Genomic DNA, 14,381 nt, shown 5'->3' with positions numbered 1-14,381 from the left:
TGCGCGGCTTTGCGCTTGTAAAAAACTGACACAGGCAGCACTAACGTACAATTTGCGAGGGGGTAATACCGTAGGTCTGTTTGAAGGCTTTGCTGAAATGCGCTTGATCGTAGTAGCCAATTTGGTGGGCCACCTCAGTGCCGGATTGGCCCGCTTGGAGCAACTTCATTGCTTGTTCTAAACGTAAGCGGCTCAGCCACGCATAGGGTGTCATGCCCATTCTGGTTTTGAACTGGCGCTGAAATTGAGTGGGGGAAAGTTGGCAGAGCTGTGCCAGTGTTTCTAAGCGCACAGGTTGATCGAGATTCGCCAGTAGAAACTCTTTGAGTGTCGCCTGCGATTGCAGACCCAGCGGTACGGCTTTTTGGCGGCCAGTGGATCCATAGCGATCAAAAAGGGTGCTAAATCCTTCAAATGGCAAACAATCTTGGGCGAGTTGGCTGATTTTTTTACTGCGCAACCAAGCGTGCAGGTTACGAAGTTGTGAAAAAACTACAGGATCGGAGATGATCAACTGATTAAAGCTGATAATTTGACCATTTTGCTTAAGATCGGCGAGATCGCTTAACAGATGAGGTTCGATCGCAAAGACATTCACCTGATAGCCTTCTTGTTGTTTGGAATGGCCATCGTGCAGCTCGTCAGGAGGCATGATGACAATCTGCCCATGACCAACGTGATGATGACAACCCTGTGAATGGAACTGCTGTTCGCCATGAGTAATCAGCCCGATATGGAAATCCAGATGATAGTGCCGTGAAAAGGCAAACTTCTGATACTTCGCATCAATCAGGCTGAGCTTGTCATCTTGTGTTGGGATGTAGTGGATCTGCTCCATAGAGTACAAAAAAGCTTGGTCAGTTTGTGACCAAGCTTAGCGAGCTCAATGGCATTTGTCTTGTAAAAAACGATCAGTGGCTGAGTGCGGTTTTTCGGCTATTGCGGCGATAGCGTAAGCCATCGAAACTAAATACCACGAGTGCCCCCCAGATAAAGGCGAAGGTGAGCGCTTTGTCACTGGTGAAGGCTTCACCGTAAATCAACACGGCCAGTAAGAACATCAAACTTGGGCCTATGTATTGGAAAAAGCCTAAGGTGGACAACTTGAGTCGAGTTGCGGCGCCAGTAAAGCAGAGCAAAGGCAGCGTCGTAACCACACCAGCAGCAATGAGCAGCAGATTGAGCTGGCTAGGGTTGGCCAACATATTAGAGGTGGGGGTGTCGGCAATAAACAACAGGTAAATCGCCGCAGCTGGCAGCATCACCAAGGTTTCAATGAACAGTCCGGTTTGGGCATCGACGCTGACTTTTTTACGCAGCAAACCGTAGAAGCCAAAGCTAAAGGCGAGGGCAATCGCGACGATTGGTACCGAACCAAAGACGACAAGCTGCACCAGCACACCACAAGCCGCTAAGGTGACCGCAAACCACTGCAATTTACGTAATCGCTCACCAAGAAACAGCATGCCGAGCAACACATTGATCAGTGGGTTGATGTAATAGCCAAGACTGGCGTCAAGCATGTGGTTGGCATTGACCGCCCAAATAAAAATTAACCAGTTAGCGCCGACTAAAATGGCGGTCGTGACCAGATAGAGCATTTTGCTCTTGCTGGTTAAAACGTCGCGCACGGTGCGCCAATGACGGCCAAAATGGAGCAGGGCAGCGAGCAGGAAAAAAGACCACACCACGCGATGGCTGAGTATCTCGAGTGGAGAGACCGCCGCGAGCGACTTAAAATAGATGGGCGCGATGCCCCACATGGTATAAGCACCTAAGGCGAGTAACACCCCTTGGCGTGCTTTTTGTTGTTCTTCTGCGGTCATTGAACGATAGCCAACTTAGTTATCAAGGATGGGTCAGTATAAGAGCGAGGTCCGGAATCACCTAGTATTTTGCGGTTTAATTCACCATCAAACGCCATTACAATGTGCCCTCATTATCTTGGGCATTTCGCAATATTGAGTGCTTTCGAGACCACCATCAAGACCAATACTGAGACTGTTCATGACTTCCACGCTGCTTGCCGACCCTTCCGATACCTCGATGACGCCCCAAAGCGTTTTATCACAGGTGTTCGGCTATCAGACCTTCCGTGAGGGGCAGCAGTCGGTGATCGAGGCGGCTGTTGAGGGAAAAGACAGTTTGGTGATCATGCCCACCGGTGGCGGCAAATCGCTGTGCTATCAAATTCCTGCTCTGGTACGCTCCGGCATTACCTTAGTGATCTCCCCTTTGATTTCGCTGATGAAAGATCAGGTTGACCAACTTAAAGCCAACGGTGTCGCGGCAGAATGTGTCAACTCGACCTTATCACGTGACGCTTTGCTCAGCGTCTACAACCGCATGCACGCGGGACAGCTCAAATTGGTGTACGTTTCGCCAGAGCGAGTGTTGATGCGCGACTTTATTGAGCGGCTGGAAAATTTGCCCTTGACGATGATTGCTGTCGATGAAGCGCACTGTATCTCTCAGTGGGGACATGATTTCCGTCCCGAGTACGCCGCGTTAGGGCAATTGAAGCATCATTTTCCTCACGTGCCGTTTATGGCGCTAACGGCCACGGCAGACGATGCGACGCGCAAAGACATTTTAGGTCGCTTGCATCTAAATGAGCCTCACGTTTATCTCGGCAGTTTTGATCGCCCCAACATTCGTTATGACCTAGTGGAGAAGCACAAGCCGGTCTCTCAAGTGATTCGCTATTTGGAAAGCCAAAAAGGCAATTGCGGCATTATTTATTGTGGTAGCCGTAAAAAAGTTGAAATGCTGACCGAGAAACTGTGCAATAACCATATTCGAGCGGCGGGTTATCACGCCGGTATGGACGCCGATGAGCGCGCTTACGTGCAAGAAGCGTTTCAACGAGATGACATCCAAATCGTCGTGGCGACAGTGGCCTTTGGTATGGGGATCAACAAACCCAATGTGCGCTTTGTGGTGCATTTCGATATTCCACGCAACATTGAATCGTACTATCAAGAGACGGGTCGAGCAGGGCGTGATGGCCTGCCCGCCGAAGCGATGATGCTCTACGACCCGGCAGACATCACTTGGTTGCGCCGCATGTTGGATGAGAAAGACGATGGCCCGCAAAAACAAGTGGAAAGTCATAAGCTCAATGCGATGAGTGCCTTTGCTGAGGCGCAAACCTGTCGTCGCCAAGTGCTGCTGAACTATTTTGGTGAATACCGCGAGAAGCCTTGCGGCAATTGCGATATTTGCTTAGATCCGCCGAAGCATTTTGATGCAACGGAAGAAGCACGCAAAGCGTTGTCGTGTGTTTATCGCGTTAATCAGAGTTTTGGCATGGGCTACGTAGTGGAAGTGTTGCGTGGGATGCAAAACATTCGTATCCGGGAACACGGCCACGATAAGATTTCGACCTACGGTTTAGGGCGTGATCACAGCCATGACTATTGGGTGAGCATTTTCCGCCAACTGATCCACAAAGGGCTGCTGTTTCAAAACATCACCCGCAATTCGACTTTACAGTTAACCGAAGAAGCAAGGCCATTGCTGCGTGGTGATATGACGTTGGAGCTGGCGGTGCCACGTTTGGATACTGCCGCGCGCAGTGCCAAAGCAGATAAGCTATCGAACAAACATTACGACAAAAAGCTGTTCGCCAAATTACGTAAGCTACGCAAATCGATTGCCGATGAGGAAGAGATCCCACCGTATGTGGTGTTCAGTGATGCCACGCTGATCGACATGGCTGAAATATTGCCGACCTCATATGGTGAAATGCTCGCGGTGAGCGGTGTCGGGCAGCGCAAACTAGAAAAATACGCGGATCCGTTTTTAGATTTGATTCAGGAGCACATCACTCATTATGGATGAGAACAACAAGGAATTTGGTTTAACGGAGTACATGGCGCAAGAAGGTCGATTGTTGATTCGCACGCCACGCTTTAATCTTGATACCTTTCCCGCGTTGGCTGAGCGGCTTCTTAAACTGTTGTCTGCTCAAGTGGTGGAAAAACAGTGGGATGGCGACGTGCACAGCTGGTTGGTCGATTTTGAAGAGACACATCTATTTCTGAAAGCGGAACATTACAGTGAGGCGGTCTGGTTTGAGTCGTTAACTGTGGATGATAGCCGAGAGGTAATGGACTACTTAGCGCAACTTTTTGCCAAAGGTTTTTAGGTGCGAAATCTTTCATTTTCAAAGGGATGTTTCACATGAAACATCCCTTTTTTATCGATGCATTTTGGCTCTGCTAGCGGCGAAATGGTGTTCAATCGTTTGCGTACCGCTCACTGCTTGTACTCGATATCGATTAATGTATAATCGCCCGCCGCTTCATCGGCAAAACGATGAACGGAAACATTTTCATTTTACATTGTTGGTAAGAGTGTTTTCCTGTTGGAGAAGACTCGATTTGGGTTCCCTCGCCCCCAAACCAAACTAAAAAGGTATCGCATGAGTAACTTTACCCCTGCGCAGCAGCGCAACGCCCTTATCTATTTGGCCCTGTTCCATTTGGTCATCATCGCATCGAGCAATTACCTTGTTCAGCTACCGTTTACCATTTTGGGTTTTCATACCACTTGGGGCGCTTTCACCTTTCCATTTATCTTTCTCGCGACCGATCTCACCGTCCGCATTTTTGGTGCTAAGTTGGCACGTAAAATCATATTCTTAGTGATGATGCCGGCGTTGATTGTCTCTTACGCGTTATCGGTATTGTTTTTTGAAGGGCAGTTCCAAGGCTTTGCTCATCTTGGTGAGTTCAACTTATTTGTTGCACGCATCGCGATCGCTAGCTTTATGGCGTATTTGCTAGGGCAGATCCTCGATGTGCACGTCTTCAACCGTCTACGCCAGATGAAACAGTGGTGGGTCGCACCGACTTGCTCGACGCTATTTGGTAATGCGCTGGATACGTTGGCGTTCTTTGCTATCGCGTTTTATCAAAGCCCAGACGCGTTTATGGCAGAACACTGGACGGAAATTGCGCTGGTGGATTATGGTTTTAAACTGGTGATCAGCTTGGGTCTGTTTGTCCCTATGTATGGCGTGCTGTTGAATTACTTGATTAAGAAGCTGACCGCGGTGAATCCTCACTTTACGGTTGCTTCCGCATCACGTTAACGGCCAGTTGCTCTCATTTCGAGTGGCACAAACAAAAAATCCCGAATCATCATGGTTCGGGATTTTATTATTCTCTGTGAGCTAGCGACTTTCTATAACCAAAGGCCAGCCAATATCGGTTTGGCGGTTGGCTTCCAGTTCCAGTTCTGCTGCAGTGAGTGGATTGTTTTCCAACCATTGCGCATCAATCGCTAAAGTGAGTTTGTCACCTTCAGCACTCAGGGTCACCTCAGGCTCTAAGGATGGCTGACGGCGATGCGACAAGATCACGGCCAAGCGTAATAAACGCAGCAGGCGCTTGCCGCTGTTGCCAGACAGTGCATGCTGTTCTGGGAGCGAGGTTAAGCCTTCACGATAACGACGGGCAATTTCACCCATTAAGAATTTCTGTGCGCGAGTAAACCCTGGAAGATCCAGATGCTGCATCAGATACGCACTGTGCTCACCACCTTTTTTGAAATCAATGGTCAACCCAATTTCATGCAGTTTGGCTGTGGTCTCTAGCAACATGGCCCCTTGTGGTTCAGGGATCCACATCACGTCGCCCACTTGTTGCAGCAGCTTTAAGGCCAAATTCGCGACTTGCTGACCATATTGACTGTCGAGCTGGTAACGACTCTGGATGCTACCAATCGTGCGTGCTCGAATATCATCTTGGCGTAACTCACTCATCATCTCGTATGCCAAGCCTTCACGCAAAGCGCCGCCAGCAAGCGTCATGGCGTCGATTTCCAGCAGTTCGAAAATAGCGATCAAAATCGATAAACCACTAGGGAAGACCAGTGCTCTTTCGAGGGTTAACCCTTCAATTTCAAGTTCTTCGAGATGATCCGCAAGCATGGCTTGTTTTTGTAAGCGCTTAAGCTTAGCGTGGGTAATGACCTCGTCCATGCCTTGCGCCAACATGATTTCCTGCAGCGCTTGTACGGTACCGGAAGCGCCCACACAAACATCCCAACCGAGTGATTTGTATTGCTCCAAGATCGGTAATAAGGTTTGCTTGGCCCCTTCAATGGCGGCCTCAAAGTTGCGTGCACTGAGTTGGCGATCTTTGAAAAAGTTTTCCAGCCAAGTTACGCAACCCATCTTGAGGCTCGTCAGCGCTTTGGCTTCAAACCCCTCACCGATGATCAGCTCGGTGCTCGCACCACCAATATCCACCACCAAGCGTCGGCCGCTTCCCCCAGAGGTGTGCGCCACGCCTTTGTAAATCGTCGCGGCTTCTTCTTCCCCAGAAATGACTTCAATCGGGTGGCCAAGGATTTGATTGGCCTTTTGCAGAAACAGATCGACGTTAGTGGCGGTGCGCAGTGTGGCTGTGCCAACAATACGAATGTGCTCTGCGGGGATATCTTGCAACCGTTCCGCAAATAAGCTCAGGCAATCCCATCCTCGCTGCATCGCTTCTTTACTGAGCGCATTGTGTTCATCAAGCCCGGCGGCAAGACGCACTTTGCGTTTGATTTTAGCCATAGTTTGAACGCTGCCATCGATATGACGCACTACGAGCATATGAAAACTATTCGACCCGAGATCGATGGCTGCATAAAGCGGAGAATTGCCTGCCTGACTCATAAACGGTTTACGCTTCCTTGTGTTGACGCGGTTGTCGTGGACGACGGTTGTTTGACTTACGATCACCTGAACGTGCACCGCCAGTGTTCGTGCGGCGCTGCTGATTGCGCGCAGAAGGTGTACGGACTGGCGCTGGTAGATCTTGGATCAAGGCACTTGAATCGTAATCCGAGACCGGAATGGTGTGCTCAATGTATTCTTCAATTGCTGGCAAGTTGATGGCGTAATCTTCGCAAGCAAAGCTGATCGAGTGGCCACTTGCCCCAGCACGGCCAGTACGGCCAATACGGTGAACGTAGTCTTCACAGTCATCAGGTAAATCGTAGTTAAAGACATGCGTTACTTGCGGTATGTGCAGGCCACGAGCTGCCACGTCGGTTGCCACGAGGAGATCTACAGAACCTTGAGTAAATTGCTCAAGAATCTTTTCGCGTTTCTTCTGTGGAACATCACCAGTGAGCAGGCCAACGCGGTGACCATCGGCAGCAAGATGAGCCCAGATGGATTCACACTTATATTTAGTGTTAGCGAAAATAATCGCGCGATCTGGCCATTCTTCTTCAATCAGTGTTTGTAGCAGCGCCATTTTGTCTTCATTAGAAGGGTAGAACAGCTCTTCTTGAATACGGTGGCCAGTTTTTTGTTCAGGCTCAACCACAACGTGCTCTGGGTTATGCATGTGCTCAAACGCCAATTCTTGCACGCGGTAAGAAAGCGTCGCCGAGAACAACATGTTCAGACGCTCTTGTGGTGCTGGCATACGGCGGAACAAGAAACGAATGTCTTTAATGAAACCCAAATCGAACATGCGATCGGCTTCATCAAGCACAACCGCTTGAATGTTATTGAGGTTAAACACACGCTGCTTGTAAAAATCGATAATGCGACCAGTGGTGCCGATCAGAACGTCAACGCCACCTTGTAGCTTGGCTAACTGCTTATCATAGCTTTCACCGCCGTAAGCGAGGGCTGCTTTGATGCCAGTACTTGCGATTAGAGGCTCAGCATCGTTGTAGATCTGAATCGCTAACTCACGTGTTGGCGCCATGATGATGGCACGTGGCTGGGTTGGCTGACGGCCTTCGTGTGCAGGTGTGGTCAACAAATGGTTAAAGGTAGCAGTAAGAAACGCGAGCGTTTTACCAGTCCCGGTTTGGGCCTGGCCTGCGATGTCTTGGCCGGAGAGCAGTACCGGCAACGCCAAGGCTTGGATAGGGGTACAAAACTCAAACCCTTTTTTTTCCAATCCTTCAACAACTTGGGGATTTAAACCCAAATCGGCGAACTTTTGCTCTGTGATATGCGTCTTTTTCATGGCTATAGAATATCAGCTAAAGCTTGCATTAAGAAAGCAAATACATTCCAATAGAGCATCAAATTACTGGTTATCATCCAACCAGTTTCGAAAAACACATTGGAGTGGAAGATGAGTGACAAGATTTTGCAGCTGTCTGACGAAGGTTTCGAAAACGACGTTATCAACGCTGCAGGCCCAGTACTAGTTGATTTTTGGGCAGAATGGTGTGGTCCTTGTAAGATGATTGCCCCAATCCTGGACGAAATCGCAGAAGAGTACGAAGGCAAACTCACTATCGGCAAACTGAATATTGACCACAACGCAGGCACACCACCTAAGTTTGGTATTCGTGGCATCCCAACCCTGCTGCTTTTCAAAAACGGCAGTGTAGCGGCAACGAAAGTGGGCGCACTGTCAAAAACTCAATTGAAAGAGTTTTTGGATGCGAACCTATAATCCATAAGTGATTAATAACAAAACCGTGCAATATCAAAATGCGCGGTTTTGTTTTTTTCAAACTCTGGACTAGAGTTTTATTTAGTGCTAATTTATCGCACGTTAATTAAACAACTTCTCTTCTTGGTCGATCCTGAGACCAAATCCATCTTAACTAGAAAACAGATCTTATTTTGACTAAACAAGAATCCACCACCATGAACCTTACCGAATTGAAAAACAAACCGGTATCAGACTTAGTCAAGCTCGGTGAGAGCTTGGGTCTGGAAAACCTGGCGCGTTTACGTAAACAAGACATTATCTTCGCAATCCTCAAAGCGCACGCAAAAGGCGGCGAAGACATCTTTGGCGATGGGGTTCTGGAAATTCTGCAAGACGGTTTTGGTTTCCTACGTAGTGCAGACAGTTCGTACCTAGCTGGTCCGGACGATATCTACGTATCACCAAGCCAAATTCGTCGTTTCAACCTACGTACTGGTGACTCGATTGCAGGGAAAATTCGCCCACCTAAAGATGGCGAACGTTACTTTGCACTGTTGAAAGTCAACACGGTTAACGATGATAGACCAGACAACGCTCGCAACAAGATCCTATTTGAGAACTTGACGCCGCTGCACGCGAATGAGCGTATGGTGATGGAGCGTGGTAATGGTTCGACAGAAGACATCACAGCACGTGTATTGGATTTGGCATCGCCGATCGGTAAAGGCCAACGTGGTTTGATTGTTGCTCCGCCAAAAGCGGGTAAAACCATGCTGCTACAAAACATCGCTCAGAGCATCACTTACAACCACCCAGAGTGTGTGTTGATGGTACTACTGATTGATGAACGTCCAGAAGAAGTGACCGAGATGCAGCGTCTAGTGAAAGGTGAAGTGGTTGCTTCTACTTTTGATGAGCCAGCATCTCGCCACGTTCAAGTTGCAGAAATGGTTATCGAGAAAGCGAAGCGTCTCGTTGAGCACAAGAAGGATGTGGTGATTCTACTTGACTCAATTACTCGTCTTGCTCGCGCATACAACACCGTTGTCCCTTCATCAGGTAAAGTACTGACAGGTGGTGTGGACGCAAACGCACTGCACCGTCCAAAACGTTTCTTCGGTGCGGCGCGTAATGTTGAGGAAGGCGGTAGCTTAACCATTATCGCGACTGCGTTGGTTGACACAGGTTCTAAGATGGACGAAGTGATCTACGAAGAGTTCAAGGGTACCGGTAACATGGAACTGCATTTGAACCGTAAGATCGCGGAAAAACGTGTATTCCCTGCGATTGACTTCAACCGCTCTGGTACTCGTCGTGAAGAGTTGCTGACGAAGCCAGATGAACTACAGAAAATGTGGATTCTGCGTAAGATTGTTCATCCTATGGGCGAAACAGACGCGATGGAATTCCTCATCGATAAGCTTGCGATGACGAAAACCAACGATGAATTTTTTGACGCAATGCGCCGTCAATAAAAGACTGACTTTAAGAAAACGCCACTCACTTCGAGTGGCGTTTTTGTTTGCATTTAGCTGAATAACTGTTCAGAGTGGATTTGAATGTTAACAGGAGGTTAATATGCAACATGGATTGTTGTCGTCGCTACTCCTCTCTTTATCACTGTCTTGGATGCCGCAGATTGCGTTGGCGAAGGAAGTGCCAGCCGACACGGTGCAGCAGTGGCTTCAAGATCAACAAGTCGAGAGCAAAGTCTCTGAACTTTTGGATTATGCACTTCGCGACAAAACAAATGAGCTGAAGTTTTCTTTAGAACGATTAGCACTCCCTCAACAAGAAGTGGTGCGTTATGTCTTGCTCGATAAGCTTGAGAAAAATCAAGTGATCTTAACGCCTCGGATGGCGCTTTTTGTCGAGTCACAAATCAAGCAAACACCAGCTTACCAAGTGGTTGAAAAAGGGGATGGTTACGAGTTTACTGTCCCTGCGTTTAACTATCCTGCCATTGCCAGTCGACTTATCAAGCGTTGGAAACAAGACCAATCCACGTTGGAGTTCATTTTATTAGCGGAGCAAGGAAAGCTTGATTTGCAGACGTGGCTCTCAGGCTCTACTCATCAAGTTCAATTGCGCGAATCTTTGCTACTCAAAGAGTTGGACAGTTTATCGCCAGAAGCGTTAGATCGATTAGTGAATCAATTAGTCGATAAGCCCATCACCACTTGGTTACCTTCTTCCGCCGTCGTCGTGCGTTTTGCTCAAGTGAGCGAGCGTCCAGATGTGTATCATCTATTGTGGCGGATGAAAGCGGATCACAACAGCCAAGCAGAGTTAACACGTTTGGCATCTATGGGAGATGAACAGGCGTTGCAACAAGTGATGGCGGCAGCGTTGAATCCAAGCCTGAAAGAACAAGCGATTCAGGCGCTGGCAAGTAAACATCCGCTCTCCCAAGACGTGAAGCAGTTTCTTATTACGAGAATGGTTCTGCCTGATGATGCTGTGCTGGTGGCGAAAGAGCTCAGTAAACAAGGCCATGAGGGATGGTTGCAAGAGGTATTATCGGGTGGCTACCCGGTTAAGCGTCATCTCATCGCACAAGCTTTAAAATAAAAGTTGCAAAATAGCCTCACAAAATTAGCGGATCCTATCGAAATGCGTTTTGTTATACTGCCTCAAGTTTCCCCACTTCATGTAGAAGGCCTATGAGTTTTAAGGATTTACGCGACTTCCTCAATCACCTAGAGAAGAAAGGGCAATTAAAGCGCATTACTCACCCCGTTGATCCCGCCTATGAAATGACCGAGATCAGTGACCGAACACTACGAGCGGGTGGTCCGGCTTTACTGTTCGAAAACCCAATTGGTTACGATATCCCAGTGTTGACAAACTTATTTGGTACCGCTGAGCGCGTTGCGATGGGGATGGGAAGAGAACAAGTTAAAGAACTGCGTGAGGTGGGTCAGTGGCTTGCTTATCTCAAAGAGCCTGAGCCACCTAAAGGTTTTAAAGACGCTTTAGATAAGTTGCCAGTGTTCAAACAAGTTTTAAACATGCCTGTGAAGCGTTTACGCAAAGCCGCATGCCAAGAAGTGGTTTGGCAAGGTGAAGAGGTTGATCTGGACAAGATCCCCGTGATGAGCTGCTGGCAAGATGATGTTGCGCCACTGCTAACTTGGGGATTAACCATTACGAGAGGTCCCCACAAGAAGCGCCAAAATTTGGGGATCTACCGTCAACAGAAAATCGCAAAAAACAAAATCATCATGCGCTGGCTAGCACACCGAGGTGGGGCTTTGGATTTACGTGACTGGATGGAAAAGTACCCCGGAAAACCTTTTCCTGTGTCGGTTGCATTCGGTGCGGATCCTGCCACGATTCTAGGGGCGGTGACACCAGTACCAGATACACTTTCGGAATATGCTTTTGCAGGTCTCTTGCGTGGGAGTAAAACCGAAGTGGTCAAGTCCGTCAGCAATGATCTCGAAATCCCCGCGAGTGCAGAGATTGTGCTCGAAGGCTATATCGACCCGAACGAGTATGCCGATGAGGGGCCTTATGGTGACCATACTGGCTATTACAATGAAAAGGAAAAGCACCACGTTTTTACCATCACGCATATTACGATGCGTAAAGAGCCTATCTATCATAGTACTTACACCGGTCGCCCACCAGATGAACCCGCGGTATTAGGGGTGGCCCTCAATGAAGTTTTCGTGCCAATCTTGCAAAAGCAGTTCCCTGAAATAGAAGATTTCTATCTGCCACCGGAAGGGTGCTCTTACCGAATGGCAGTCGTGACGATGAAAAAGCAATACCCAGGCCATGCGAAACGCGTGATGATGGGCGTTTGGTCTTTTTTACGTCAGTTCATGTACACCAAGTATGTAGTGGTGTGTGATGAATCAGTGAATGCGCGTGATTGGGATGATGTCGTTAAGGCGATGACGGAAAATATGAACCCAATACTTGACTCTCTATTTATTGAGAGCACGCCGATAGATTCTCTCGATTTTGCCTCACCTGTGGCTGGGTTAGGTTCAAAGATGGGCCTAGATGCCACCATAAAATGGGAGGCGGAGCTAGCATTGCAAGGGGCGACGGCGTCCACAGAGTTTGCATCGCAGATTGGTATCGATGTGAATGCACTTAAAGCGGTCCATCCTCTAATATCAGATATCTATGTGCCAGCGGTTGCGAGTGGTCAGTTTATAGTTGTTAAAATCAATAAAACCAATGCAGGGCAATGCAAAGAAGTGGTAGAAAGCTTATGGCAAGTCGGGAGCGTCAAACAGCGCAATAAATTTATCGTGGTGTGTGATGACGATGTCAAAGCCGATGATTGGCATGACATCATCTGGGCGATCACTACGCGGATGGATCCAGCACGCGATACGTTGAAGATAGACGGTAGTGAGAGTTGTAGCGCTAAATTGGTTTTTGATGCCACCAATAAGTACCCTGAAGAAATCACGAGAGAATGGGGAAAACCGATTAAAAAAGATCCTAAACTTGTGGCTAAAGTCGATGCGCTTTGGCAGGAGTTCGGTATTCTATGAGCCATATGGTACGCCTTCTTCCTATGGATATCTCTTTTGTCGTTAGAGAAGGTGAAACGGTTTTGGACGCTGCGCTCAACAATAACATTGCGTTTCCAAACCGTTGCCAAATGGGTTCATGTGCCATGTGCATGTGCCGAAAAGTCTCTGGAGAGATTCGTTATCAACTAGAGCCACTATTAACTGAACAAGAACAACGACAAGGCTGGATATTTCCTTGTCTGGCCTATACAGAAAGTAATTTAGAACTTACCTTCGCCGAAGAGTAAGTCAGAGGAATACCATGACAATTCAATGTAAAGTAAAGTCGATTAAGCCACTAGCCAGCAACACTTACCAGATCCTATTGCATCCTGAAAACCCAGTCTCCTTTAAAGCAGGTCAATATCTCATGGTGGTGATGGGTGAGAAAGACAAGCGTCCATTTTCCATTGCCAGTAGCCCTTGTCGTTACGCAGGGGAGTTAGAGTTACATATCGGTGCGGCCGAACATAATGCTTATGCTCTTGAAGTGGTGGAGGTGATGCAGAATGCATTGGATAACGATAGCTATATTGATATCGATGCACCACATGGCGATGCGTGGATCCGCGAAGAGAGCGAAAGACCGATGTTACTCATTGCTGGTGGAACGGGTTTTAGTTATGTACGTTCTATTCTCGATCACTGTATCGCGCAGAATAAGCCAAACTCAATTTATCTTTACTGGGGCGCTAGAGATTATTCACAACTTTACGCGAGCGAAGAGTTGGCTTTGATTGCCAGCCAAAATGCGAATGTGCATTTTATTCCCGTCGTGGAAGAGTCTCCTGCGAATTGGCAGGGCAAAGTGGGTAACGTATTACAAGCCATCCACGAGGATTTCAGTAGTTTGGAAAACTACGATATTTACATCGCAGGTCGATTTGAGATGGCTGGCTTAGCAAGAGAGCAATTTACACAGCAAAAACAAGCTAAGCGTGAAAGAATGTTTGCTGATGCATACGCCTTTATTTAAGTTTGTCCTATCATTTACCCCATCTTATTAGTCGCAAAAGGGGGTGTTTTGCTCTCTTTTGCGCCACATTGTTGGCTTTGTAATCAAACAAACGCTTTTGGTGACTTTTTTTCAAATTAGGGGTTGCCAATGAAACTGCCTTCCCTATAATGCGCATCCACCGACACGGCAGACAGCGTAAGGCTTCAGCAAGGTCGGGTGAGGCAAAAGCTTCTGAGAAAATAAATTTGAAAAAGTGTTTGACTCTTCAAATTAACTCGCTAGAATGCACCTCCGCTTTGAGAGAAAAACTTCTCGAAAAGCAAGCTCTTTAACAATATAAACCTATCAATCTGTGTGGGCACTCGTTGATGATAATCCAAAAGATTTATCAATGAACTGAGTGACCAAAACGATACTAAGTATCGGCACAGTCAATTTATTCAGTATTCATTGAGCCGAAGCGAAAGCTTCAAAAAA

General features: G+C 47.7%; 13 protein-coding genes. 9 read left to right on the top strand and 4 right to left on the bottom strand.

What is annotated here, in order from left to right; all coding sequences use genetic code 11:
• Positions 1-40: 40 nt before the first annotated feature.
• Positions 41-838 carry an AraC family transcriptional regulator gene (locus tag FC652_RS18260; protein ID WP_176299693.1) on the bottom strand — a complete coding sequence of 266 codons (798 nt, stop codon included), beginning with the start codon at positions 836-838 and terminating at the stop codon, positions 41-43.
• Positions 839-911: 73 nt separating this feature from the next.
• Complete coding sequence (gene rarD / locus FC652_RS18255) at positions 912-1,826, bottom strand: EamA family transporter RarD (protein WP_013572605.1); 915 nt, start codon at positions 1,824-1,826, stop codon at positions 912-914.
• Positions 1,827-2,007: 181 nt separating this feature from the next.
• Here rarD and recQ point away from each other — a divergent pair, with 181 nt between their 5' ends.
• The 3 genes from recQ to FC652_RS18240 all read left to right on the top strand — a co-directional run bounded on the left by recQ (position 2,008) and on the right by FC652_RS18240 (position 5,098).
• The gene (gene recQ / locus FC652_RS18250) at positions 2,008-3,843 is read left to right on the top strand and encodes an ATP-dependent DNA helicase RecQ (RefSeq protein ID WP_176299692.1); all 1,836 of its coding nucleotides are present in this window, start codon (positions 2,008-2,010) and stop codon (positions 3,841-3,843) included.
• Complete coding sequence (locus FC652_RS18245; RefSeq protein ID WP_011151399.1) at positions 3,836-4,150, top strand: DUF3630 family protein; 315 nt, start codon at positions 3,836-3,838, stop codon at positions 4,148-4,150. The genes recQ and FC652_RS18245 overlap by 8 nt, the downstream gene beginning before the upstream one ends.
• Before the next feature lie 276 nt (positions 4,151-4,426).
• Positions 4,427-5,098 (top strand): 7-cyano-7-deazaguanine/7-aminomethyl-7-deazaguanine transporter, encoded by a 672-nt coding sequence (locus FC652_RS18240; protein ID WP_039554975.1) that lies wholly within the window; start codon positions 4,427-4,429, stop codon positions 5,096-5,098.
• Between the two features lie 81 nt (positions 5,099-5,179).
• Here the strand turns inward: FC652_RS18240 and gppA are convergent, their stop codons facing one another.
• Together gppA and rhlB are read right to left on the bottom strand one after the other, a co-directional pair.
• Positions 5,180-6,673, bottom strand: a complete 1,494-nt coding sequence (gene gppA / locus FC652_RS18235; RefSeq protein ID WP_011078989.1) for a guanosine-5'-triphosphate,3'-diphosphate diphosphatase — start codon at positions 6,671-6,673, stop codon at positions 5,180-5,182.
• Positions 6,674-6,680: 7 nt separating this feature from the next.
• A complete protein-coding gene (gene rhlB / locus FC652_RS18230; RefSeq protein WP_013572600.1) occupies positions 6,681-7,988 on the bottom strand; it encodes an ATP-dependent RNA helicase RhlB in 1,308 nt (435 codons plus the stop codon).
• Positions 7,989-8,099: 111 nt separating this feature from the next.
• On the opposite strand from rhlB, the gene trxA reads away from it, so the two are divergent.
• From trxA to fre, 6 genes are all read left to right on the top strand, one after another.
• Positions 8,100-8,426, top strand: coding sequence for a thioredoxin TrxA (gene trxA, locus FC652_RS18225; protein ID WP_011078987.1), 327 nt, complete (start codon positions 8,100-8,102; stop codon positions 8,424-8,426).
• Between the two features lie 197 nt (positions 8,427-8,623).
• Complete coding sequence (gene rho / locus FC652_RS18220) at positions 8,624-9,883, top strand: transcription termination factor Rho (protein ID WP_011078986.1); 1,260 nt, start codon at positions 8,624-8,626, stop codon at positions 9,881-9,883.
• A gap of 103 nt (positions 9,884-9,986) precedes the next feature.
• A complete protein-coding gene (locus FC652_RS18215; protein ID WP_176299691.1) occupies positions 9,987-10,979 on the top strand; it encodes a hypothetical protein in 993 nt (330 codons plus the stop codon).
• Positions 10,980-11,071: 92 nt separating this feature from the next.
• Positions 11,072-12,925 (top strand): 4-hydroxy-3-polyprenylbenzoate decarboxylase, encoded by a 1,854-nt coding sequence (gene ubiD, locus FC652_RS18210; RefSeq protein ID WP_176299690.1) that lies wholly within the window; start codon positions 11,072-11,074, stop codon positions 12,923-12,925.
• Positions 12,922-13,194 carry a 2Fe-2S iron-sulfur cluster-binding protein gene (locus tag FC652_RS18205; protein ID WP_011078983.1) on the top strand — a complete coding sequence of 91 codons (273 nt, stop codon included), beginning with the start codon at positions 12,922-12,924 and terminating at the stop codon, positions 13,192-13,194. The genes ubiD and FC652_RS18205 overlap by 4 nt, the downstream gene beginning before the upstream one ends.
• 14 nt (positions 13,195-13,208) lie before the next feature.
• Positions 13,209-13,922: an NAD(P)H-flavin reductase gene (fre, locus tag FC652_RS18200; protein WP_176299689.1), complete on the top strand. Its 714-nt coding sequence runs from the start codon at positions 13,209-13,211 to the stop codon at positions 13,920-13,922.
• The last annotated feature ends 459 nt before the right edge of the window (positions 13,923-14,381 follow it).

The organism is Vibrio sp. 05-20-BW147 (assembly GCF_013369385.1).
GTDB lineage: Bacteria > Pseudomonadota > Gammaproteobacteria > Enterobacterales > Vibrionaceae > Vibrio > Vibrio floridensis.
The sequence above is the reverse complement of the archived record's forward strand: the minus strand, read 5'-3'. Positions and strand labels throughout refer to the sequence as shown.